We start from the raw sequence: 24,952 nt of genomic DNA on the forward strand, positions 1-24,952 counted from the left end.
GCGGCTGCACAGTCGACATTGAGGTCGCCTGACCCACCGCCTTCGCAGCCTCGCTAAAGCTCGACAGCTCCCTCAGGGATTTGTGCAACGACGAAGATCCCCTGTGGGCGCTGGCTGGCCTGCGATAGCAGTGGTCAGGTACGGAAGCGACTGACCAACTGATTCAAGGTCTGCGACAACGCCGTCAACTGCTGCGCATCCTGGCGCGTAGAGTCGGCCAGGCTCGCCACCAATTGTGCATCCCCGTGGATCTGGCTGATATGCCGGTTGATGTCCTCGGCCACCTGATGCTGCTCTTCTGCCGCCGTGGCGATCTGGGTGTTCATGTCACGGATCACGTCCACCGATTCACGGATCAAACCGAAGCTGGCTCGCGCCTCATTGATCGACACCACGGTTTCCTGGGACACCTCCAGGCTCGCATGCATCTGCTTGCCCATCTGGTGAGTACGCCGCGCCAGGTTGCCCAACAACCCGTCGATTTCGCCGGTGGAGTCTGCGGTGCGCTTGGCCAATGCGCGCACTTCATCTGCCACCACGGCAAAGCCCCGGCCTTGCTCGCCGGCACGGGCTGCTTCGATGGCGGCGTTGAGCGCCAGCAGGTTGGTTTGCTCGGCGATGGAGCGAATGGTGCCGAGGATCGACTGGATGTCGTTGCTGTCTTTTTCCAACTGCTCCATGGCCTGGGCCGAATGGCCAATCTCATCACTGAGCCGCCCGACACTGCTGACTGCCGCGTCAATCTGCTGCTGCCCGGTATGGGCCTGGCGCTGGCCGTTGTCGGCGGAATCGGCGGCCTGGCTGCAGGAGCGCGCCACCTCATTGGACGTTGCCACCATTTCATGGAACGCCGTCGACACCATGTCCACTGCTTCACGCTGGCGCTCGGCAACGTCGGCCATTTCCACCGAGACTTCAGTGGCGCTGCCGGAGCTGCTGTGAATCTGCCCGGCGGCCTGGCCGATGCGCTGGATCAATGTGCGGATCGCCTCCAGGAACTGGTTGAACCAGCCGGCCAGTTGCGCCGTCTCGTCGCCGCCTTTGACATCCAGGCGTGCAGTCAGGTCGCCTTCGCCCTGGGCAATCCCTTCCAACCCACTGGCCACGCCGCGGATCGGCTTGACGATCAACCCGGCAAACCAGGCCCCCGCCACCGCGAACACTAGGCCGCACACCAACGCAATAGCCGCGATCAACCAGGTGAGCCGCGCCGCACCGGCCATTACCTCACTCTCGCGCACCAGCCCGACAAAACGCCAGCCCAAGGCCTTGGACGGCCACACCAGCGCCATGTAGCGCTCCCCCGCCAACTCCACTTGCACCAGGCCCTGGCCGGCTTCGCTCAATTGGCGATAGCCCTCACCCAGTTCGCCCAGTTTCTTGAAGTTGTGGGACGGCTCGTTCGGGTCCACCAGCACCGTGTTGTCTGCTTCCATCAACATCAGGTAACCGCTCTCGCCCAGCTTGATCTGTTTGACCAGGTCAGTGAGCTGCTTGAGTGACACGTCAATGTTCACCACCCCACCCACTTTGCCTTGGCGATCATTGAAGCTCTGCACGGTACTGACCAGCACCACATCGTCGGCGGCCCAGTAATAGGCTTCGGTGCGCAGGGTCTTGCCCGGTTGGGCCATGGCGGTTTTGTACCAGGGGCGTGTGCGCGGGTCGTAGCTGGCGAGCGCGGGGTCGCCGGGCCAAAACACATAGCCGCCGTCTTCAGTGCCCAGGGACAAGTAGGTGTAGGCCGAATGAGTCTTGGCCAGCCCTTCGAACAGCTTGAACAGGCGCTGATCGTGCTCGCCGGGTGCGACCTGCGCCGCGTCGCTGGCCAGGTAGCGCTTCACATCGCCATTGATGCTTTGCAACTGCGGGTGTGCCGCCAGGTAGGCAACGTTCTGGCTGATGCCTTCGAAAAACAGCTGCATGGCATTGTCGACCTGGCGGATCTCCCGCGCGCTGCTGTCGACAAAACCGTCCCGCGCTTCGTGGCGCACGTTGAGGATGATCAGCACCGCCACCAGAATCACCGGCAGGCTGGCGATGACGGCAAAGGCCAGGATCAGTTTTTGTTTTATGTTCATCAGGCTCGCCTTCCTTGTGAGGTGAGTGTGTCGCCGTTGGAGAGAAAAATTTTGCAGATATTCTGTATTATGGTATACCAACAATCAATCCGTCGACCAGCCGTCTCCCCTGATCGGTTTTACGTTGGCGAGAGCACTTGAGGGCCTGCAGTCGACAGGCCGATCACAATAGATCCGAGGTAAGCGCCATGAAGTTTTCCCTGTTCGTACACATGGAACGTTGGGATGAAAGTGTCAGCCACCGTCAGTTGTTCGAAGACCTGACCGAACTGACCCTGATGGCCGAGGCCGGTGGCTTCAGCACTGTCTGGATTGGCGAGCACCACGCCATGGAATACACCATCTCGCCAAGCCCGATGCCTCTGCTGGCTTACCTCGCGGCCAAGACCACCACGATTCACCTGGGCGCCGGCACCATCATCGCGCCGTTCTGGCACCCGCTGCGGGTCGCGGGCGAATGCGCACTGCTCGACGTGATCAGCAACGGACGCATGGAAGTCGGCCTGGCCCGTGGTGCCTATCAGGTGGAGTTCGATCGCATGGCCGGTGGCATGCCCGCTTCCAGCGGCGGCCAGGCCCTGCGTGAGATGGTGCCGGTGGTACGCGCGCTGTGGAAAGGCGACTACGCCCACGACGGCGACCTCTGGAAGTTCCCCACGTCCACCAGCGTGCCCAAGCCCATCCAGCAGCCCAGCCCGCCCATGTGGATTGCCGCCCGCGACCCGGACTCGCACAACTTCGCAGTGGCCAACGGCTGCAACGTGATGGTCACGCCGCTGATGAAGGGCGACGAAGAAGTCCTGGACCTTAAAAACAAGTTCCAGGCCGCACTCGACAACAACCCGAACGTACCCCGCCCGCAACTGATGGTGCTGCGCCACACCCACGTGCACGCTGAAGACGACCCGCACGGCTGGAAGGTCGGGGCCGAGGCGATCTCGAAGTTCTATCGCACCTTTGATGCCTGGTTCGGCAACAAGACCGTGCCGGTCAACGGCTTCCTGGCGCCAAGCCCGGAAGAGAAGTTCGCAGGGCGCCCCGAGTTCGAACTGGAGAGCCTGCACAAGACCGCAATGATCGGCACCGCCGCCGAAATCATCCCGCGCATCCGGTATTACCAGGCATTGGGGGTGGATGAGTTCAGCTTCTGGTGTGACAACAGCCTGCCCCATGCCGAGAAGAAGAAGTCGCTGGCGTTGTTTATCGAGCAGGTGGTGCCAGCGTTTCGCTGATAGGGGCTTGCCCCGCGCGGCAGTGTGTCAGATACCCCGTTGTTGCCTGGACGGACGCGGCGCGGGGCGAGCCCGCTCACTACACCCCCGTGATCAACCCGGCCTTGTAGTGAGCGGGCTTGCCCCGCGCCGCAGTGTGTCAGGTACCCCGTTTTTACTCGGACGAACGCTGCGCCGGACTAACCCGCTCACGACAAAGGCGTTCGGTGGCGCGCGCGACATTTGGTCTCAGCCCATCATCACAGCATCTGTAATAGTGTATTGCGGAGCATAATGTACTAACCAGTTACTTATCTTGCTAAAATCGCGTCTTTGCCCTCTCACCTTCGAGCATTTATCGATATGAAACGAGCATCGCGCGCCGCTGGCGTCTCTAGATTTATCCTGCTGGGCCTGGGCGTCGTTATCGCCCTGCTCGGCGTGGCGCTGGCCGTTGGCGGCGCCAGGCTGGTCAGCCTCGGCGGCTCCTGGTACTTCCTGGTCGGCGGCCTGGCCATGGCGGTTTCCGGCGTGCTGATTGCCCGGCGCAAGCCTGCTGGGGCGTGGCTGTTTGCGGCGTTCCTGGTGGGCACCGCCGTTTGGGCGGTGGCGGATGTGGGCCTGGTGTTCTGGCCGCTGTTCTCGCGCCTGTTCATGTTCAGCGTGATTGGCCTGGTGGTGGCGCTGGTGTACCCGCTGCTCGCGGGCAAGCCGGCACGCGGCGCCTATGGCGTTGCCGCCGTGCTGGCGGTTGGCGTGGCTGTCGCGGCGGGCAATATGTTCGTCGCGCACCCCAGCGTCGCACCCACCGGCGCAGGCCCAGGTGTAACCCCCGTGGCCCCGGCCGACGCACAGAAAGACTGGGCCCACTACGGCAATACCGAAGGTGGCAGCCGCTTCGCCGCGCTGGACCAGATCAACCGCGACACCGTCAACAAGCTCAAAGTGGCGTGGACCTACCACACCGGTGACGTGGCCATCAGCGACGGCAACGGCGCCGAAGACCAGCTCACCCCGCTGCAGATCGGCAACAAGGTGTTCATCTGCACCCCGCACAACAACCTGATCGCCCTCGACGCCGACACCGGCAAAGAGCTATGGAAGAACGAAGTCAACGCCAAGTCGGCGGTGTGGCAGCGTTGCCGTGGCATGGCTTACTTCGACGCCACCGCGCCGATTGCCGCGCCCACCCAGCCCAACAGCTCGCCGATCATCGCCGCCAGCGTGCCAGCCGGTGCGCAGTGCCAGCGTCGTTTGCTGACCAACACCATCGACGCGCGCCTGATCGCGGTCGACGCCGACACCGGCAAGTTCTGCGAAGACTTCGGCAACCACGGCCAAGTGGACCTGAAAGCCGGCCTGGGCAATGTCCCCGACAGCTACTACCAACTGTCCTCCGCCCCGCTGATGGCCGGCACCACCGTAGTAGTCGGCGGCCGTGTGGCGGACAACGTGCAAACCGACATGCCCGGCGGCGTGATTCGTGGCTTTGACGTGATCACCGGCCAGATGCGCTGGGCCTTCGACCCGGGCAACCCCGAAGACAAGCAAGCCCCGGCCGCCGGCAGCACCTACGTGCGCAGCACCCCGAACAGCTGGGCGCCGATGTCCTATGACCCGCTGATGAACACGGTCTTCCTGCCGATGGGCAGTTCGTCCACCGACATCTATGGCGTGGAACGTACCCAGCTCAACCACAAATACGGCGCTTCCGTATTGGCGCTGGACGCCTCCACCGGTGCTGAAAAGTGGGTGTACCAGACCGTCCACAACGACCTGTGGGACTTCGACCTGCCGATGCAACCCAGCCTGATCGACTTCACCCCACCGGGTAGCGACAAGGCGGTACCCGCGGTGGTGATCGGCACCAAAGCCGGCCAGATCTACGTGCTCGACCGTGCCACCGGCAAGCCGTTGACCGACGTGCGTGAAGTGCCGGTCAAGGCCGCCAACATCCCCAACGAGCCCTACTCGCCCACTCAGCCAAAATCCGTTGGCATGCCGCAGATCGGCGCGCAAACCCTGACCGAATCGGACATGTGGGGCGCCACGCCGTACGACCAGTTGCTGTGCCGCATCGACTTCAAGGGCATGCGCTATGACGGCCTGTACACCGCGCCGGGCACCGACAAATCCCTGAGTTTCCCGGGCTCCCTGGGCGGCATGAACTGGGGCAGCCTCTCCACCGACCCGGTACATGGCTTCATCTTCGTCAACGACATGCGCCTGGGCCTGTGGATCCAGATGGTACCGTCGCAAAACAAAGCCCAGGCCGCCTCCGGGGGCGAAGCGCTGAACACCGGCATGGGCGCCGTGCCGCTCAAGGGCACGCCGTATGCGGTGAACAAGAACCGCTTCCTGTCGGTGGCCGGCATTCCGTGCCAGGCACCGCCGTTCGGCACCCTGACCGCCATCGACATGAAGACCCAAAAGATCGCCTGGCAAGTGCCGGTGGGCACCGTTGAAGACACCGGCCCCCTGGGCATCCGCATGCACCTGCCGATCAAGATCGGCCTGCCGACCCTCGGCGGCACGCTGTCCACCCAGGGCGGCCTGATCTTCATCGCCGGCACCCAAGACTTCTACCTGCGCGCCTTCAACAGCGGCAACGGTGACGAAGTCTGGAAAGCCCGCCTGCCCGTCGGTAGCCAAGGCGGTCCGATGACCTACGTGTCGCCGAAAACCGGCAAGCAGTACATCGTCATCACCGCTGGCGGCGCACGCCAATCCACGGACCGTGGCGACTATGTGATCGCCTACGCCTTGCCATAACCCCTTCTGTTTGCGCGGCGCCTCCCCCGGCGCCGCGCTTTTTTTTGGAAAACGTCGCATGACCCCCACTTCTCAGATTTCCCTTGGGCGCCTGTTGCTGGGCCTGGCCCTGGGCGCCGCCCTGCCCGTGCAAGCCGATGACACCACCTTGACCGGCGACTGGGGCGGCCTGCGCCGCGAACTCGACGAACAAGGCATTCGCTTCACCGGCGACTACAGCGGCGAGACCGCCTACAACGCCGATGGCGGCCTGCATCGCTCGGCGCGCTACTCGCAGAACATCAAGCTCGGCGTGCAGTTCGACCTGGGCAAGCTGTACGGTTTCAACAATGGCGACCGCATCCAGGTCACGATCAACGACCGTCGCGGCAACAGCGCTTCAGAGGACTTGGTGGGCAACCGCCTGCCGATCCAGGAAAACTACGGCGGCCTCTACACCCGCCTCACCGAGCTGAGCTACGAGCGCACCCTGTTCACCCCGGTGCTCAACGTCAAGCTCGGCTACATGGCCATGGGCAACGATCTCGGCGGCCTGGACAGCGGCATCCTGTGCAACTTCATGAACGCCGGTTTCTGCGGCCACCCGCTGAACATGTCCGGAGGCAGCGGCTGGACCAACTACCCGAATGCCCGCCTGGGCGCGCGGGTGAAATACGACTTTTCACCGAACTGGCAACTGCGCGTGGCCGCCTTCAACGTGGACCCGGACAGCAACGGCAACTCCAGCCGCGCCTGGCGCCTGGACCCCAAGCGCACCACCGGCACCGTGCTGCCCATCGAACTGGTCTACAAGCACGCGGGCACCCTGCCGGGTGAATACAAGCTGGGGTATTACTACGACAGCTCCGACGTGAAACGCATCGGCAGTAAACAGGACGTCAGCGGGCGCAGCGGGCATTACCTGCTGGTCGACCAGGCGGTGTGGGCTTCGCACGCTTCCGCCGGCCGCGTGCTGCATGCCTTCGGCCAATACTCGGCAGCAAGCTTGGCCGCGTCGCCCTTCACGAAGTGGTATGGCGCAGGCGTGGTGCTGTATAAGCCGTTCGAAGGCCGCCCGCGCGACACCCTCGCCCTGGGCTATGGCCGCGCCGTGCCCAACCCGCGCAGCCGTGACGCGCAGGAACTGGCGGCGTTCAACGCCGGCACCGACTACCCCAACCTGAACAACGCCGAGCAGTTGATCGAACTCAGTTACGGCTACCAGGCCACACCCTGGCTGACCCTGCGCCCGGACGTGCAATACATCATCGAGCCCGGGGCGTTTTCCGGCAGCGACATCGACAATGCGCTGGTGCTGGGGTTGCAGATCAAGGCGAGCTTCTAAGGCGCCTCAGTAGTAGATGATCTGCACCACCATGATGGCTTCGAACGCCCCGATCTGAGGGTCCCCCTGGGCCACCACCGTTGCGCTGAACGGCACATCGATGTGGCTCACATTGGCCGCAAAGGTCGCCAGGGGGAACGGTTCGTTGATGGGCACCAATGCGTTACGCCCATCGCGCACCTGAATGCCGAACCCGCTGTCGGCCGTCGGCAACACCGTGTACAGGCCTTGCTGGTTGGCGGTCACAAAGGTGGCACCGACGTTGATGGCACTGCTGCACTTTTTCTCCAAGGCCAGGCTGAACGGCTTGGTCGGGCTGGGCGGAGACAGCCCGGTGGCGGTTTTCTGGATCACGCCGAAATCGACAATGCCCGGTTCCGGCGTCACCGTGACTTCGACCGTGCACGCCGTGCCGACAATGTTCTGCAGGCCGCTGAGCTTGAAGCGGAAGTTGTTGAACGGGTTGCCCACCCCACCGTTGAGACCGTACTGGCCGTCAAACTGGAACACGTCGTAGGTGTCCTGGGACGGGCGCTGCAAGGGCAGCAGCCCACGCTTGCGGATCACCACCTGAAACGCAATGTTCGGCGTGGCCAATGAACACGGCAGCATCTCTTCATTGTTGGTGGCCGCCGGGCAGCCACGGGACACGAACCCGGTATTGACGCCCAGGGTCGGGTCGGAACTCCAATCCCCATCCCAGGCCGTCACCTGCCGGTACACCAGGCCGAACTCGATGCCCCAGGCCGTCGCGTTGAGCCCCGCAGGGTTGCCGTAGAAATAGATCGGATCGTCTTCGTTGAAGTGCTGGTCACGCAGTTTCCAGCACTTGGCAGGCACCACGTGGGTTTGCGAGCGCCAGATGATCGTACCGTCGGGCACTGTGTCCGGCACCGACACCGGGCCAATGTATTCGCTGAGAAAATCGCCGTCGGACTGCGACTTGCAAATCAGCGCCCACGAGGCGCTGGAAAACCCCAGCATCAGCAGCGCCAGACCCACCCTGAGCAGTGGCTTGATGTTCACGGTTTCACTGCCTTGCACGCCTCGGCTGCGCACTGGAACAGCGTGTCGGTCTGGCCGCCGAAATCATTCATGTTCGACACCCGCAACTCACCGAGGGCGGTGGTGCTCAACGGCAACCGTGCACCGCTGAACGGCGCGATCATCACGGTCTCGACCGGCAGCTTGGTCATCTGCGGCCCGGCCAGCAGGCCCACCACGGTGATATGGAACGGTGACGGGTTGTCGATCAGCAGTTGCTTGCCGATGGGGTCGATTTTCAGGTTCAGCCGCTGGGCCAGGTCTTCACCGCGCTCACGCTTGACCGACGCCGGGCGGTAGAACAGCTTGATCTTCGATTGCAGGGCAATCTGCATCGCGTTGACCGCATCGCTTTTGGGCGGGATCTCGCGGATGTTGAGGTAGAACACCGACTCGCGATCCTTGGGCAGCGCGGTCTCGGGCAGCTTCACAATGCGCAGCATGCTGCTTTCATTGGGCTCGATGCGTTGCAGCGGCGGCAGCACCATGAACGGCGAGCTGATTTTCTTGCCGCTGGCGTCTTCGATCCATGACTGCACCACAAACGGCAGTTGCAGGTTCTTGTTGCTCACGGTGACGCTCACCGAGGAGGCGCCCTCTTCAAAAATCACCCGGGTGCGGTCGGGGATCACCGCGGCCTGGGCCAGCAGCGGCAGGCAAAACCCCACCAGGGTGGCCAGGCGTTTAAAGGTCAATCGAGGCATCAGGAGTCTCCATGAATCAGGGGTAAGGGGTGAGTCACAAACACCGCACGGTGGTGGCGACGTTGGTGACGACGTCTTCGTCGGGCAGCGTTGCCAACGCGCAGCTGTGGCTGTCATCCCAGCGCGCCACCAGCTCGGCGCCGGTCTTGGCACCCAGCAGGTAAGTCACCCCTGCCTCGCCGACGATGCCTACTTCCTTATGGCTGTGTTTGTCCTGGACCGAAGCTCCGAAAGGCACCGGCTGGCCGTCTGGCCGGATCAACTCGATAAAGGCGTTATGGCCCTGGGCGGCGGCAAAGCTGACGTAGCCGATGGCGCCCTCGGTCAACGCCAGGCGCTGGATCGGGTTGCTCACTTCGGTGCGCAGCGGCAGCTTCTCCAGGTTGACCCGTGCTTCGTAGGCTTGGAACGACGGCAAGCCGTCCATCACCGCATAGCCCTGGCTGTTGGTGCGCGCCCGGCCGGTGAAGGTCACGTCCGGCACGCCGTCGGTGGACACCAGCAAACGCGTGTCGCCGTTGGAACCATTGCCATGGGCCGCCACGCCGTAACGGGTCGCCACCAGCGAGCTGTCGAACTCGCCGGTGAGCGAGCGGTAGGTGCTGCCGTCGGTGGTGGCCGAGGCGTTGGCCCGGTAGGTCGCGGCACGTTGGCCGACGTAGGCGTTGACGTACTTGTTGTCACCCATGCCGCCGTACACCTGGTAGTTCATGCCGTCACCGTCGTCATAGCTGTAGCCGACGTTGGTCGAAGACGCGCCAGCGCTTGAACGCTGCACGTTGCTCGACATGATCGCGTTGCCCCCCAGCGGCACGCTCACGCCGAGGTAGAGCTGTGCGTCGCTGTGTTGCGCGTTCTTGGTCTGGTACGCCGACAAGTTCAAGTTGATGTTCTTGACGTTGCCCAGGGTGAAGCTGCGCGCCAGGGTCAGGCCGAACCGGTCGGACGGCGCGGCGTCCCAAAACGTCGAATGGTCGAAAGATAAGCTGGTCGACAGCCAGGCGAAGCGCTTGGCGAGCATCACCGAATAGCGTTGCTTGCCCGAGTTCAAGGCGTAGGAGTCCGGGTCGCCGACAAACTGCGAAAAGTTGGTGAAGGTGCGGTCGGAAAAGCGATAGCCGAGAAAGCGCAGGTCAGTGCCGATGGCATCGAAATGCTTGGAATAGTTGATGCGGTAGGAGTTGCCCACCGCCGTCTCACCGGTCCAGCGCAATTTGGCGCGCGACGTGGTGACGTCTGCCGACACCGCGCCGAACACTCCCAGGTCGCGGCCCACGCCCACGGCGCTGGACACGTAGTCGGTGGCCGCCAGCATGCCGCCGTACAGCGTCCAGTCACGGGACAAACCGTAGGCCAGTTCGGAGGCGACAAAGCTCGGTTCAGTGCCGCCCCTGCCTGTCAGGCGTGGCTGGCCCGCCGAGAGTTTGTAGCGCAACTCGCCTTCGCGGGCGAGGAACGGCACGGCGGCGGTGGTGACGGTAAATTTCTGCTCGGTGCCGTCTTCTTCGCGCACGGTCACATCCAGCGTGCCTTGCACGCTGCTGTTGATGTCCTGGAGGCTGAATGCACCCGGGGTCACCGTGGTGGAATACAGCACGCGGCCTTGCTGCGACACGGTCACCGTGGCGTTGGTGCGCGCCAGGCCGCTGATCAGCGGCGCGTAACCGCGCAGGTTCGGCGGCAGCATGCGGTCGTCACTGCTCAGGCTCGCGCCGCGCAGGGCGAAGGTGTCGAATACGTCGGAGTTCAGGTAGTCCTCGCCCACCGACAGTTTCGAGCGGATCGACGGCAGCGCCCGGTAGGCATACAGCCGGTTCAGTTGGAACGCCTGGCCATTGTTGCCGCCGCCCTGGTTACCGGTGACTTGCTGGGCCTGGTAATCGGCACGCAGCCGCCAGGCATCAACATTCAGGCCTGCCGTGCCGTAGCTCTGCAACGAGGTGGAGTCGCCGCTGGACGCCGAGCCTGTGGTCTGGCGGCTATTGGCGATGACCCGGTAATCGAGCAATGCGCCGTCGAGCCCTTCGCTCCAGGCGGCCGGTGGAATGTAGCTGGGGTCGTCATATTCGAATGACGCCTGCGGCAGGCTGATCAACAGGCGCCCCAGGTTCTGGGCGTAAGTGACGCTGGCGTTTTCGATCACGCTCAGGTCGACACATTGACCATCGGCAATGCGTGGCAGGCGCTTGTACAGGTCGGGCTTGAGCCCGAAGGTTTCGACCAGCGATGGCGGCAAACAGGCATAACTCTGTTGCGGTTGATCGCCGCTTTTGAATGCTATGGAGCGTGTTCCGAAATAACGTTGATTAACCACGATATCCAATACGTAGTTGCCCGGTACGGTGTAATGCGCATGGGTGAATTGTCCGAGGCTGACGCCGTCATGACCGTCAATATTTAAAAACTCGGTATTAAACTCCAGCGCATAGGTATAACCCGCGCAAGGCAGTAATACGCAAGACAGCATAAGTGTGCGGCAGTACACGGGCATTACCCTTTTATCAGCACCGGATCAGACAATAAAAAAGGGGCTTGCGCCCCAAAGTGTTACAACACCAACAACGAACACCGATAGACAAAACTTGTAGTGAGCGGGCTTGCCCCGCGCCGCGCCGGACCAGCCATCTCATTCCAACTGGAGACACTCAGGGCCCGGGCTGCTGCGGCGCGGGGCGAGCCCGCTCACTACAAGATCAAGGACGAACTCACCCGCGCACGTATCAGTTGTAGGCGACGGTGAAGTTGGCAACGCTGTCGGCTTCACCGGTGGTGACGGAAGCCGCGGTGGCTTCGTACATCGCAGCGAAGGTGACGGTGTTGTTGCCGTCTTGCAGCACCACCGGTGCGACTTGCTCAGTGCCGTTATCCAGCATTTCGCCAGCGCTGGCCTGCAGGCGGATGCCGACGTTCTGGGCCAGACCGGTGGTGGCGAACAGGCCCGGAACCACGGGGTCTTGCACGCCGCTGAAGGTGAAGCGGGCGTTCTTCTGGGTGGAGGTGTCGCACTCGGTCAGGACGATGTCGAACTTGGTCGGCGTCGAACGATCACCAATGGCCTTGAACTGGTTCGACGGCACTTGGCCCAGGGACACGGTCTGGTCCAGAGAGTTGGCATCGATACCGCAAGCGCCGGAAACGATTTCACCAATGAAGCGCACAGTGCCCGGATTGCCGGTGGCAGGCGTCGCAGCGTTGGCGAACGAAGCAAGACCCATAACAACAGTAGCGGCGGTAACAGCGACAAGCTTTTTCATGAGTACAACTCTTGGATTATTAATAGTGGGTTGCGCAAAGACGCTGAATCCTGAATACACAACAATGCGGCACGACAAGTTCCCCCACCAAACAACGTTCATCCGTTAAAACAACTCAAGCATCGACTTGAGTGTTCTCGTTGTTCAGTCAAGTGCAGCCAACATCATTGTTATTCAACAACTTCAACCATCTTTGGTGCGGGGCAAATAATGCGATGTATACCTGAGCCGAAATGTAAGCCCGTTCCGTCCAGGCTGTAGGAATTTTCCCCGCAGCTTCCCTCACAGATTTGTCCTATTGCACCTCATGGCGCCGCACAGGTGGCCGCCATCACACGGTAGCCATCCACCGGTTCGGTCTTGCTGATATCCAGTTCGAACGTGCAACGTTGCGCGGCTTTTTCGCCCCACTTCATGCTGAACCGGGTGCCTTCGCCCACCGCCATCAACACCTGCCCGGCCTGTCCGACCACGCCGACACTCAAGCCCTTGGCATCCAGCACCGAAGTGCCGAACGGTGGCAAGCCGCCGTCGGCGAGGCGCACCGTGGCCACGACTTTCTCCGAACGGCTGGCGGCGAATGTCGCCTTGACCACGGCACCGCGACGCGGCACCACGTTGGTCACGCCGTCCTCGATGTCCACCTGGCTGTCCAGTTCGCTGGTGTCCAGCGCCACGCGGTTCTTGCGATACGGCATCACATAGGGCACCAGCGCGTAGCCCTTCTTGTTGGTCAAGGTGCCAGGGGCATTGAGCACCCCCACGTTCGGCGTGTCCTTGACCTCCACCAGGGCCACGGTTTCGCCCAGGCTTTGCCCGAACTCCACGCCGTCGCCGTGGGCCAACACCGAACCTGCGGCACTCACCGACGTCTGGCGGTAACCACTGCCAACGCTGACACCCGCGCCCAGCTGAGCAAACGGCGCACGGTAGCCGACCAGGGCCGAGCCGTTATTGCCGGCGTTGTCCGAGCGGTTGGCGTTGACGTTGTAAGTCATCTCGCCATCGCGCCCACTGAGGCCCGCGCGCTGGTCCAGGCTGCCGTCGGTGTTGCGCGTGACGGCATAGGTGGCGGTGCTGCGGGTCTGGCCGATCGGCATCGACACGGTCAACACCACCTGATTGTTCTGGCCGAAGTTGTCGGTCAGGGTCTTGCTGGCATAGGCGCCATAGGTCACGCCCTTGTACTGGCTGCTGAAACCCAGTTGCATCTGCTTGTCCTGGCGCGATGAGCCCCAGTAGTTCTGCTGGCTCATGTTCAGGTAGAACGAACCGGCACTCCCCAGCGCCTGGTTGATGCTCGCCTCGACCTTGGAGCGGCGGGACAGGTTGTAGTAGCTGTCGGGCTCTTGCAGGCGCACGGCCTCGTCGAAGTCCCGGTAGCCTTCGGTGGAATAGCGATAGCCGGCAAAACGCACCGAGGTGCCTGTCTCGAAGGCCTTGCCGTAGCGCACGCTGACACTCTGGCCATTCTGTTTGCCTGCCGGGTTACCGGACGCCTGCGGCACCTCGGTCTTGGCTGCCGTCACGTCCATCGACACCGCACCCAGGCTGCCCAGGCTCTTGCCCATGCCGACCAGGCCGGCGTTGTAGAAATTAGCGCCGAGCAGGCCCCCGTACAGCGTCAGGTCGAACGGCAAGCCGTAGGCCAGCGAGGCCTGGGCGAACGAAGGACGCTGGCCGCCGTCGACGGCGTTGTACTCGCCGACGGTCATGCTGTAGCGCCAGGTCTTCTCGCGCAGCATGTTGCCCAGGGTCGCGTAAGGCTGGGTGAAACGTCGTTCGCGGCCGTCGGCCTCGGTAATCACGATTTCCAGGTCACCGCTGCCGGAGGCGGCGTTGAGGTCATCGATCTCGAACGCGCCTGGCGCCACATAGGTGGTGTACAGCGAGTAGCCGTTCTGGCGCACTTCGACCTTGGCCTGGGTTTCAGCGATACCGCGGATGATCGGCGCATAGCCCTGCATCGAGTCCGGCAACATGCCCATGTCCGAGGCCAACTGCACACCGCGAAACGGAATGCTGTCGAACACATCGCCCGGCGTGAAGCTTTCGCCCACGGTCAGCGTGCCTTTCATGGCCGTCACGTCCCGCTGTGCGTAGGTGTTGCTGCGCTGCCAATCCTGCTTGCCCTCCTCGTCCTGGCGGAACGACGAACTGGTGCGAAAGCGCCAGTCGCCCAGGTTGAAACCGCCATTGCTGTAGAGGTTGTATTGCGTACCGCTGCCCCGCGCGTCGGACTGGGTCTGGGCTGCCGAGAACTGATAGTTGAGCATCGCAGCGTTGATCCCGTTGTCCCACTCCTGCGGCGCCACGTAGCCGGCCGCGTCACGGCGCAGGGCGATCTGCGGCACGCTGATGTCGAGGGCCAGGTGGTTGGCGTCGAAGCTGACCGCAGCGCCGTCCACCAGCGCCGCGAGGTCGATGCACTCGGGCAGGGTTTCGCCGGGCACCTGGAAGGCATCCAGCTTGACCCCCAGCTCAGTGAGAAACGCTGCCGACAGGCACGCGCGCACTTCACCGGTTTTTTCGTCCTGGGTGAAGGTCATGTCGCGGCGATCAAAAAAGCTCTGGTTCAGGCGAATGAGCACCGGGTAGGTGCCAGGGCCGAGGCTGCCGCTGTTGGCAATCGCGTTCAGGTCCAGGTTCGGCCCGGCATCGGTGCCGCCAAAGGATTGCATGAAGCTTGAGTCAAACTTCACCGCGTCATCGGCCTGTGCCACACCGGCCATCAACGCAGCCAGGATGGCGGCGGACAGGCGCAGCGGGGCAAACGGCAGTGAAGACCAGTCGAGGTTCAGGGCATCGATTCGCATGACAATACTCAATGGGCCGCCATCACGTTGCCGCGTGGGCAACGTGGGAGCACCTTCGCAAGGACAAGAAAAGTGGGATCAGGGCGTGCTGGTCAGCGCGACTTTGGTCGGTTCGCTGTAGCCGCCGTAGTCATTGATGGCGGAAAACATCACCTCGCCGCCGCGGCCACTGAAGCCGGGCAAGGCATAACGCTGGCTGCTCATCGGCGCGACCATCTTCGGCTCTTCGACCTCCACGGTTTGTGCACCCGCCAACACCTTCACGCCGATGAAGGAGACGTGAAACGCCGACGGGTTGTTGACCACCAGCACCGTCTTGCCCTGCTCCTGCGCGAGGCTCCAGCGCAGTTGCGGCAACGCGTCCAGCGGGTTGCCCTTGAGGCCGGCCGGGCGATAGAACAGCTTGATGCGGGTACGCATGGCGATCTTCAGGGTGTTCTCGTCGGCCTTGCCGGCCACCGGGATTTCCTGAGCGTTGAAGTAGAACACCGACTCGCGGTCTTCCGGCAGCGCGCCCGGGACTTTCTGGATGCGCACCATCTGCTCTTTGCGCGGGTCCAGGCGAAACAGGGGCGGCGTGGCCACGAAGGGGGTAGCGCTGGTGTTGTCGTCAGCCTCGGTGTTGATCCAGGTCTGCACCGCATAGGGCTGTGTGGTGGTGTTGCCGACGCTGATGGACGCATCGCGCTTGCTGCCGTCGAACACGATACGCGTGCCGCCGAGCATCACACCGGCCTGGCTTGCGGTGCCAACCAGCGTCGTGGCGAGCAGCACGGCCAGCATCGCTGTGGCTTTGAATGGGGTCGCAAAACGTTTCATATCGGTCATCCTCTTGGCGCCCCAACCCGGCTGGGCTGGGGCGTGTCACAGGGCTTACTGGTAGTCGACGGTGAACGCGGCCTTGGCGTTGGCCGGGCCCGAGGTCGCAGCACCGGTGGCGATGTAGTTGGCGGTGAAGCGCAACGGTTGGGTCAGGTCCAGGTACGGCGAGGACTCCAGGCCCAGCTGCACGTCCTTGCCGGTGGCGTCCTTGATCTGTACGGCGACGTTGGTGGCCACACCCGGATCTGGGGTCAGGCCGATCCACTGGCCGCTGGCGCCGGCGTTGCCGCTCAGGGACAAGAACTTGACCACGGCTTTCTTGCCGCTGACGCTGCAGCCGGGCGCGGTGGTGTCGATGGTCAGGGTGAACGCACCGCCACCGGCGACTGCACCGGCGGTGGCCAGGGAGGTGGCCGGGACGCTGCCCAGGGTCACGTCACCTGCGCCGGCCGCACCGTTGAGGTCCGCCACCACCACCGGGCACGTGTTGTCGGTGACGCTGCCGATGAAGTTGATTTCGCCATCAGCGGCCATGGCCGCTTGCGATGCACCGCCCAGAACCAGGGCCAGGGTCAAACCTTTGAGAGCGTACTTTTTCATGATCACATCCACAGTTAAGAGAGGGGGTATCTGTGCACCTGCATCAGGCATCCAGACAAAGCGACGGGGCTACCCGACTGCGGGTCAGCGCGTTTCGTCTGGTGTCATTATTGGAAGTTGGAGGGGTACACCTATGTAGGAAACGTCCTCGTAGCTGTAGGAAATTTCCCACGAGCAGGCACCCTTCACCGGGCTGTAGAAACGCCAACGCCACAGGCGCGATGCACCTGTGGCGTTGGCGTTGTGGCGCTGGAACACCTCAGCGATAGGTCACGGAAAAACTCGCGTGGCCATTGGCGGTCCCCGGGGTGGGCGTGGGTCCGTCGGCGGTCTGGATGTAGCGCGCCTTGAGCGGCACCGTGGTGGTGCCGTTGACGATGCGCGTCAGGCGCACCGGCTGGCCCAGGTTCAGCGGCGTGTCGTTGGCCTGCAGCACCTGGATGGCCACGCCCTGGGCGGTGGAATCACTCGACAGGCTCAGGACGCCATTGGCCGCGTCCAGGATGGTCGAGGTCTTGTTACCGTCGACCTGGATATTGGCGTAGTTGCCGTTGAAATAGCCGCTGCCGTTGTTCGGGTAGTTGCTGCCCGCGATGCACGAGTCCAGCGTGACGGCGAAAGGCTGGGCGGGCGTGGTGGAGTGCTTGCCGTTGAACACACGCTTTTCCCAGGTGCCCATCGGCACATCGATCTGATTACCCGGCGCAGCCGGCATCGAACAGCCGGCGACCGTCACCGTGGCGGTAAAGGTCAGGTCGAAAATCGGCCCCCGATCAGACGTGCCCGTGGCCACCAGTTGATTGATGGTATGGGTGCCCGCCGGGATATCACCGGTCTTGACCAGGGCATAGCGCATCAAGGCCCCGGTCATGCCGGCGACGGCATAGGAAATATTCATGTTCAGCTCAAACGGAATGAACCGGCTGGGGTTGTCCGCCGACCCTCTCCACTCGGAAGCAAACCCGGTCATGTAGATGGCCAGGCCGATGCCGGGCACATTGGTTTGCAGCAACGAACTGGCGGGCACCCGCACCACATCCACCGGGACATCGGTGACAACGGGCCCGACCAGCGTGGTGGCGTAACGGGCCACCAGGCCACACACCAGGCGGTCGTTGAACGGCACCGTGCGAATCGGTGCGTTGTTGTTGAGCGTGGTGCCAATTGGCACATCCCGCGGTGCGAACACCGTACCGGCGCCCAGCGTCAGTTGCTTGGGCGTGCCGTTGTTGGAGGCCCAGGTACAGGCCGCCATGGCGGGTGTCGCCGCCAGCGCCAGGGCGACGGCGGCAAGGCCGCTGGTGAGCATTGAGCGTGCTTTCATGATTGAAGTCCCCGTAAGAGTAACTGCAGGCATGGACGGTCTTTGGCCTCACCAGAGGGGTCAGGCACAAGAACCGGGTGAAACCTGATTATCGAAAACAGTCATCGGCCAACCCGTAGCCGATATCCCGCCAACTCGTAGGAAATTTCCTACGGTCAGCGATAGGTCACGGTGAAACTCGCATGCCCATCGGCGGTGCCCGGCATCGGTGTCGGCCCGTCGCCGATCTGGATATAGCGCGCCTTGAGCGGCACCGTGGTGGTGCCGTTGACGATGCGATTGAGGCGTACCGGTTGGCCCAGGTTCATGGGCGCGTCGTTGGCCTGCAACACCTGGATGGCCACGCCTTGGGCCGTGGAGTCGCTCGACAGGCTCAGGATGCCGTTGGCCGCATCCACGATGCTGGAAGTCTTGTTGCCATCAATCTGGATGTTGGCGTAGTTGCCATTGAAGTAACCGTTGGCGTTGTTGGGGTAGTTGCTGCCCGCGATACATGCACTCAGCGTGATGGCAAACGGCGTGGCGGGCGTGGTGGAGTCCTTGCCGTTGAACACGCGTTTTTCCCAGGTGCCCATGGGCACATCGATCTGGTTGCCGGGTGCGGCCGGCATCGAACAGCCCGCCACGGTGATGGTGGCGGTGAACGTCAGGTCGAACATGGGGCCGATGTTCGTCGTGCCAGAGGCCACCAACTGGTTGATGCTGTGGGTGCCGGCCGGAATATCACCGGTCTTGACCAGCATGTAGCGGAACATCACCGAAGGCATCTCGGCGATGGTGCCCGAGGCGTAGGTCAGGTTGAGCGGCACAAACCGGTTCGGATTGTCGGCCGGCCCGCGCCAACCGGCGGCAAAGCCGGTTATGTAGACCGCAAGGCCGACCCCGGGCACGTTGGTCTGCAACAGCGCGTTGGCGGGCACGTTGAGGTAATCCACGGGAATATCGGCGGCCAACGGGCCGATCAGCGCCACGTTGTAGATCGACGACGAACCGCACCGCAGCCGATCACCGAAGTTCACCGCACGGATCGGCGACGGGTTGTTCAGTGTGGTGCCGATCGGCACGTCGCGTGGTGAGAAGACAGCGCCGGCGTTGTACGTCAGCGCCTTGGCCGTCGTGCCGCCCGAGGTCCAGGTGCAGGCCAGCGCGGGGATCGCAACCATCGACAGGGCTGACAGCCCCAGGTAACACAAGAGCCTAGATAGGAATTGCATGGGTGTAATCCTGCTGAGCATGACTGCAGGCAGGAGTTGCCATCAGCCTGTCGGTTGATCGGGTTCGGGCACCAAGGCCCGATGAAGCGCGATTATGGGAAGCCGCCATTACCCAACGCGCAGCCGATTTCCCACCAACTTGTAGGAAATTTCCTCAGGATTATGTTTTCACTCACACCAGGTTGTTGCGCTTGGCAAAGTCGGCCAGGTACACCACCGACTTGACGTTGAGTTTTTCGATCAGGCGGGTCTTGTAGGTGCTGACCGTCTTGTTGCTGATCAGCATGGCATCGCCGATCTGCTTGTTGGTCATGCCCAGGGCCAGTTGCTTCAAGATGCTCAGCTCACGGTCGGACAGGCGTTGCACCAGGTCATGGTCTGAACGCTGGGTATCGCTGCGCCGCACGGTATTGCTGGCCAGGTCGGGAAAGTACGTGTAGCCGTTCATCACCGCTTCGACCGCCTTGACCAGTTCACTCAACTCGTTGCACTTGGAGACAAACCCCGCCGCCCCTGCCTTCATGCAACGCGCGCAATAGAGCAGCGCTGGCTGGGAGGTCAACACGAGGGCCTTGCTGGGGCCATTCGCCCCTGTGACCTTTGCAATCAGCTCCAGCCCGTCGAGCCTGGGCAAGGTGAGTTCAAGAATGATCAGGTCCGGCGCGTTTTCGCGAACGCGGCGAATCGCTTCAACCCCATCGCCGGCCTCGGCGATGACGGTAAAGCCAGCACTGGCCAGCAGCATTTTGACCGAGGAACGGATAAAGGGGTGGTCGTCCACCACTAATGCGCTAGACATAGGTTTCCTTTCTACAACACAAAGCGGCAGTCGGCTTTCCCTGCTGTTCGATGGGTGCAACACGCGAGAGAACGTCGATCGTCCTTCAATCATTGAGGAAGGTGAATGATGGGCACTGGGATTGAATGGTGGCGTAGGACCGATCCCTGCAAATCGTAGGATTTTTCCTGCCAGCCATGAATGTTGTACGCCACGTTGCCTCTGTAGGAGCTGGCTTGCCGGCTCCTACAGGGAAACTGTGGTTATTTGAGGTAGCGTGCCGCAGGCCTGGCGTTGCCGAACTTGCCCGAGATCGCGCGGCGCCCGGCCTCCCACTCGTCCCACGCCTGGCCTTCATGCAGCCCAGGAATGGTGACGCGCTCGCCCAGGTCCAGCCCTGCCAATGCGGCGTCCACCAGGTCGCTGGCCGACATGGTGATCGGGCTCTCCTTCTGCGGCGCATAGCCGGCCACGTCCCAGAACTCGGTGGCGGTTGCACCTGGCAGCACGCTCTGGATGCGCACGCCCTTGTCGCCGAGGTCGCGTTGCAAGGCGTGGCCGAAACTCAACACGTAGGACTTCGAGGCGCTGTAGACACCGTTGAGCATCTCCACCGCAATGCCCACCACCGACGCGATATTAATGATCGTACCGCTGCCTCGCGCCACAAAGGCCGGCGCCACCGCGTAAGTCAGCCGCGTGAGGGCGGTGATGTTCAGGCCGATCATGGCGTCCATCGTTTCCACATCGCCGTCGAGCACGGACGCCACCGAGCCCACCCCGGCATTGTTGACCAGCACGCTGATGCTCGCGTCTTCCCGCAGCACGGCCTCGACCTTCGCCAAGGCGGTCTTGTCGTTCAGGTCGGCGACCAGCGTGGTGACACTACGCCCGGTGTCGGCGCGCAGCCTGGCCGCCAGGGTATCCAGGCGCTCGGCGTTACGGGCCACCAGGATCAGGTCATAGCCACGCTTGGCCAAACGGTCGGCATAGACCGCGCCGATACCGGTGGAAGAACCTGTGATAAGGGCCGTGCCCTTGGACGCTACAGTACTCATGAGGTGTCTCCAGGAAAATGAGCCGACAAACTTCGGTGATTGATCGTACGGCTTCCCCTGCACGTCACAAATGTCGTATATACACCTTTTTAGGACACGCCTTCCCAGAGAGCGGTACATGTAATGAAAACCATCGGCCTTGTGATCTACCCGGGCTTCCAGGTACTGGGGCTTGCTGTTTCAGCAGTCTTCGAAACGGCGAATGACCTGCACGGCGCGCCCTATACGCTGACGGTGGTGTCGGAACACGGCGGCATCGTGCACTCCTCCCTGGGCTTCGGCATGGAGTCGCAGTCATTCAAGGGCGCGCACTACGACACACTGGTCGTGATCGGCAATAACCGCCTGGACGATGTGTCGCCAGGACTGCTCGACTACTTGCGCAACGCCACTTCACAGCGCATCACCGCGGTGTGCACCGGCGCCTTTGTGCTCGCCCAGGCGGGCTTGCTGGAAGGCCGGCGTGCGACCACCCACTGGGCCCACGCCCGGGCGTTTCGCGACGCCTACCCCGGCGTGCGGATGGAAGAAGACCGCATCTTCGTGATCGACGGCGCGCTGTGGACCTCGGCCGGCATGACCGCCGGCATCGACCTTGCGCTGGCGATTGTAGAGAAGGATTTGGGCACCGAGATCGCGCGCAGTGTTGCCAAAAAAATGGTCGTGCACCACCGTCGTTCGGGCGGGCAATCGCAGTTTTCGACGCTGTTGGACCTCGACCCGAAAACCGACCGCATCCAGAGCACGCTGCTTTACGCGAAAGAACACCTGGATGCCGAGCTGTCGGTGGAAGAACTGGCCGAGATCGCCCACCTGAGCCCGCGCCAATTCAGCCGGATCTTCAAGGAAGAAACCGGCCAATCGCCGGCCAAGGCCATCAAGCACCTGCGGGTTGAAGCGGCGCGGATCATGATGGAGGAAGGCCGCTACTCTCTGGACGTTATCGCCCGGGAATGCGGGTTCGGCGAACGGGAGCGGATGCGTCGATCGTTTTTGCGGGCATTCGGCCAATCGCCCCAAGCAATCAAGCGCGTCACACCGCAACTGTAGGCGCCGGCTTGCCAGCGATGAGGCCCTTGATATGAGTGCATATCTTAAGGGTGCCATCGCCGGCAAGCCGGCTCCTACAGTGGACGATGGCGTCGGATTATTGGGAGACCGGCATGACGAACTCAGCGCTTTGCTCGATGCTCTCCAACCAGCGCTGCAGACCGACGTGCGCTGGGCATGTCGATGCTGCATGTGGACAGTTACTGGCAGATAAGTGATATCAAGTTTTTGCTATCAGAAGTCGCTCTAAAACCTCGAAGAGGCCTGAGCTTGGCGCATACCCAATCAATCAGCGATTTCCCCATCAAAGATATGGTTAACAATCTTTGGCTTCGTGGTAGGCGACGAAAGATATACAAACAAGGTTCCATCCGACTCCTTGACGGCCATAACTTTCATAAACTCATTAGGGCCTATTGCGAGATGATCCGGCATTTTTTTCGTAGACAAATTCATTTTGGGTACTGACTCATCAAATACATAAACCACTTTCTGGGTCGTACCTTTTTCTTTGTTTGGTTCAGTCTGCGCCCAGGCATCCAAATCAACTAAACCCTGCAGGGTCGTCGCGGCAGATTGCACACCGGAATCTTGCAATACCTTGCCAACACTATCTTTGATCCTTTTTGCCGCTTCTGCAGTGACAAACGTTGAGCGTTAGGCTTTTTCCTGAGATACGGTCATCTGGTAGAATTCCTTAAGGAAATTTTCTATTTCTGGGGAGGTTCTGCCCGATCGCAAAGGTCCATTGACTGTATCTGAGCCTGCCTCAACATAGCCCTCTACCAAAGGGTACTGATCGGCATTACTTCCCTCCAAAAGATTCTTAAATTTTTCAGTAAGCTTTAGCTGCTCTTCACCCGAGAGTGGGTGTAATCGCTGTTTATAGTTAGCAGCAACTTCCTCCAAGGAGTCGCGCGCTTGCAAATGTTTTTTTGAAAAGTATCTTTTTATTCCGTCGACCCCGACCATACCGCGTTCTTTCCAATCGCCCTTTTTATCAAGCCCAGCAATGATATAGCTGCTTCTCAATTTCTCCGGATTCTTAGTGTCTCGCACATACAATATAAAATGGACACCGTCCCCTGCATCAGGGTGCTCAGCGGCAAAATAATGATTACCCCGTATCTCGACCTCGCGCATTCCCGAAAAAGAGGTAGTTCCCTCAGGCGTCGGGACTACATCAGCCATGTGCGGTTTTGAAATCGGCGCTTCATCATCCAGCGTTTTATACTTTGGCAGGGTTTGTAGCTCAATTTCATTCGTACGCGAACTGCGCCGCCACGTGTACTGCTCAGTCTGGGAACGGTTGATCGTCGGAACCGGTTCACCCGGTTCAACCTCGCCGCCTACTGGCAGAATTTCGTGCGCCAACTGTAAAGCCGAGATAACAGCCGCAGCACCACCACCCACTCGGTCGTCGGCGGTCATGCCATCAATTGCATCGTGTATGCCAAATACAACGTTGCCGAGGTTGCCAACGATAGGCACGTAACCGAACGTATTACTCCACAGTTCCTTCGCGGCTTTCCAACCTTGCTGCGAGGAGCCAAAGACTTCAGTCTGGTCAGACCAGAGGGCATTTTTGGCATTCACTTCCTGGAATTTGGCGGCAATACCAGCATTCAGGTCACCGAATTTCAACCGGTATTCGCCCCCTCTCGATTCGGTATAGTTGAAGGTTTCCCCTACCGGCACCTCTTTATCTTTGACAAGGTTTTGATACCCAGGGTAAGTCGCATTGCTACCTGCAATCAGTGTGTCAAGTACATCGCCGGCTTTCGGCCAATGCGCATCTTTGCCGCCTTGCTTATCGCTGGCATTGAAACTATTCAGTATATTGTCGCGGTTGTGTTTCGCCCAGTCGGCAAAATCAGCGTCGCTGTGAATTTCACGCGCACTACCGTTCTTCAAATCAATGATCACGCCCTTGTTGGGCCTGTTCGCGTAATTCCCATCAAATTCGCTAAAGGGAATAAAGGCATACCCCGCCATAGGGTAGCCATAGATATTTGGAATAATAACTTGCCCATTTTTTTGCAGCGTACGGTTGATCGCCGCCAGCCCTTCGGCACTTAAAAGTCCCGAGGCATCATTATTATTAACCAGACTTTGTAAGGTGCCACGAACGACATAAGCGTCCGCTTTTCCTGAGCGACTCGCCAATCCCCCCGAAGCGTCGCGCATGGGCGTGGCGACGTCCTCTTTCCAATGGGATTGGAGGCTGTCGCCGAGCGACTCAAGCTCGTCGATCGTGCTCCGATCTTTCGGTTCGATATGCATAAATTGGAAATTGATCGGGCCACCACGCGGAACCTTATCGTGCTGAAGAGCACCGGCTGCGATCTCCCAGGCAAAATAGGTGCGTTCTTCGGTGCCGGTCAATGTATCTGGCGATCCTCGTCCGGTATAGCTGCGGAAGGTCACCGTGAACTTTTCATGAGGGTCACGACCTGCCGCCAACAGCCCGCCGCTGAAGTAACCCGCCGGCTCCAGAAACTTACGAATCTGCTGAAACTTGACATTACGTTCACCTTCGCTGCCACTTTCGATGTTCTTTATATGCGTCACCACTCGCTCGGAATACGCTTTTATAAGCTCCATTCGTTGTGACAACGTGTAATATTTGGTAGGTGGCAATGCGAAGTCAGAATTATAAATAACCGAATTATAATAATTCGCCAGTGGCGCAGGACCAGTGTGTTCACTGATCGCAGGCGCGCCAGCTAGCTGGCTGAAACTGGGGCGCAATTGAGCGACATTTGAGATGCTGTCTCCACGTAGCGAAACCGACGGCAGGGAGGGAGAATAAACATTCATGGGCGACGTCCTTCTTCAGGCGACTACAGTTAAACAACTCATTCACGGAATATAAACTTGGATTGAGCGTCCACTGCTCC

The 24,952-nt window shown here is 61.3% G+C and carries 18 protein-coding genes and 1 pseudogene; 4 read left to right on the plus strand and 15 right to left on the minus strand.

The features are described 5' to 3' along the window. Positions 1–134 precede the first annotated feature (134 nt). Together HX803_RS33275 and HX803_RS33280 are read right to left on the minus strand one after the other, a co-directional pair. The gene (locus tag HX803_RS33275) at positions 135–902 is read right to left on the minus strand and encodes a methyl-accepting chemotaxis protein (RefSeq protein ID WP_372339955.1); all 768 of its coding nucleotides are present in this window, start codon (positions 900–902) and stop codon (positions 135–137) included. A gap of 90 nt (positions 903–992) precedes the next feature. Then, positions 993–2,081: pseudogene (locus HX803_RS33280) on the minus strand (cache domain-containing protein); the annotation flags it as partial. Positions 2,082–2,269: 188 nt separating this feature from the next. On the opposite strand from HX803_RS33280, the gene HX803_RS30950 reads away from it, so the two are divergent. The 3 genes from HX803_RS30950 (at position 2,270) to HX803_RS30960 (ending at position 7,388) form a co-directional block, all read left to right on the plus strand. Further along, a complete protein-coding gene (locus HX803_RS30950) occupies positions 2,270–3,313 on the plus strand; it encodes an LLM class flavin-dependent oxidoreductase (RefSeq protein ID WP_178925886.1) in 1,044 nt (347 codons plus the stop codon). Positions 3,314–3,655: 342 nt separating this feature from the next. Beyond that, complete coding sequence (locus tag HX803_RS30955) at positions 3,656–6,064, plus strand: glucose/quinate/shikimate family membrane-bound PQQ-dependent dehydrogenase (protein WP_178925887.1); 2,409 nt, start codon at positions 3,656–3,658, stop codon at positions 6,062–6,064. Between the two features lie 58 nt (positions 6,065–6,122). Then, positions 6,123–7,388 (plus strand): carbohydrate porin, encoded by a 1,266-nt coding sequence (locus HX803_RS30960; RefSeq protein ID WP_178925888.1) that lies wholly within the window; start codon positions 6,123–6,125, stop codon positions 7,386–7,388. Between the two features lie 6 nt (positions 7,389–7,394). On the opposite strand, the gene HX803_RS30965 is transcribed toward HX803_RS30960, so the two are convergent. From HX803_RS30965 to HX803_RS31015, 11 genes are all read right to left on the minus strand, one after another. Further along, complete coding sequence (locus HX803_RS30965; protein ID WP_372339954.1) at positions 7,395–8,414, minus strand: fimbrial protein; 1,020 nt, start codon at positions 8,412–8,414, stop codon at positions 7,395–7,397. Next, positions 8,411–9,136 carry a molecular chaperone gene (locus tag HX803_RS30970; protein WP_178925890.1) on the minus strand — a complete coding sequence of 242 codons (726 nt, stop codon included), beginning with the start codon at positions 9,134–9,136 and terminating at the stop codon, positions 8,411–8,413. Before HX803_RS30970 ends, HX803_RS30965 begins: the two co-directional genes overlap by 4 nt. Positions 9,137–9,170: 34 nt before the next feature. Next, positions 9,171–11,603, minus strand: a complete 2,433-nt coding sequence (locus HX803_RS30975) for a fimbria/pilus outer membrane usher protein (RefSeq protein WP_178925891.1) — start codon at positions 11,601–11,603, stop codon at positions 9,171–9,173. 253 nt (positions 11,604–11,856) lie between these two features. Continuing rightward, entirely contained in the window at positions 11,857–12,390 is a 534-nt protein-coding gene (locus HX803_RS30980; RefSeq protein ID WP_176997650.1) for a fimbrial protein, read from the minus strand. Between the two features lie 305 nt (positions 12,391–12,695). After that, positions 12,696–15,206: a fimbria/pilus outer membrane usher protein gene (locus HX803_RS30985; RefSeq protein WP_178925892.1), complete on the minus strand. Its 2,511-nt coding sequence runs from the start codon at positions 15,204–15,206 to the stop codon at positions 12,696–12,698. 78 nt (positions 15,207–15,284) lie between these two features. Beyond that, entirely contained in the window at positions 15,285–16,025 is a 741-nt protein-coding gene (locus HX803_RS30990) for a molecular chaperone (RefSeq protein WP_178925893.1), read from the minus strand. A 54-nt stretch (positions 16,026–16,079) separates the two neighbouring features. Further along, entirely contained in the window at positions 16,080–16,628 is a 549-nt protein-coding gene (locus tag HX803_RS30995; protein ID WP_178925894.1) for a fimbrial protein, read from the minus strand. Between the two features lie 259 nt (positions 16,629–16,887). After that, entirely contained in the window at positions 16,888–17,952 is a 1,065-nt protein-coding gene (locus HX803_RS31000) for a fimbrial protein (protein ID WP_256732982.1), read from the minus strand. Positions 17,953–18,107: 155 nt separating this feature from the next. Further along, positions 18,108–19,166 carry a fimbrial protein gene (locus HX803_RS31005; RefSeq protein WP_178925895.1) on the minus strand — a complete coding sequence of 353 codons (1,059 nt, stop codon included), beginning with the start codon at positions 19,164–19,166 and terminating at the stop codon, positions 18,108–18,110. A 172-nt stretch (positions 19,167–19,338) separates the two neighbouring features. After that, complete coding sequence (locus tag HX803_RS31010; protein ID WP_178925896.1) at positions 19,339–19,965, minus strand: response regulator transcription factor; 627 nt, start codon at positions 19,963–19,965, stop codon at positions 19,339–19,341. Between the two features lie 242 nt (positions 19,966–20,207). Beyond that, the gene (locus HX803_RS31015; RefSeq protein ID WP_178925897.1) at positions 20,208–21,002 is read right to left on the minus strand and encodes an SDR family oxidoreductase; all 795 of its coding nucleotides are present in this window, start codon (positions 21,000–21,002) and stop codon (positions 20,208–20,210) included. 123 nt (positions 21,003–21,125) lie between these two features. Between HX803_RS31015 and HX803_RS31020 the strand changes: the two genes are divergently transcribed. Beyond that, positions 21,126–22,052, plus strand: coding sequence for a GlxA family transcriptional regulator (locus HX803_RS31020; protein ID WP_178925898.1), 927 nt, complete (start codon positions 21,126–21,128; stop codon positions 22,050–22,052). Positions 22,053–22,337: 285 nt separating this feature from the next. Here HX803_RS31020 and HX803_RS31025 read toward each other — a convergent pair whose 3' ends face one another. Together HX803_RS31025 and HX803_RS31030 are read right to left on the minus strand one after the other, a co-directional pair. Continuing rightward, positions 22,338–22,634 (minus strand): hypothetical protein, encoded by a 297-nt coding sequence (locus HX803_RS31025; RefSeq protein ID WP_178925899.1) that lies wholly within the window; start codon positions 22,632–22,634, stop codon positions 22,338–22,340. Between the two features lie 75 nt (positions 22,635–22,709). Beyond that, positions 22,710–24,872, minus strand: coding sequence for a hypothetical protein (locus tag HX803_RS31030; protein WP_178925900.1), 2,163 nt, complete (start codon positions 24,870–24,872; stop codon positions 22,710–22,712). Between the last annotated feature and the right edge of the window lie 80 nt (positions 24,873–24,952).

The organism is Pseudomonas sp. P7548 (assembly GCF_013386585.1).
Taxonomy (GTDB): Bacteria; Pseudomonadota; Gammaproteobacteria; order Pseudomonadales; family Pseudomonadaceae; genus Aquipseudomonas.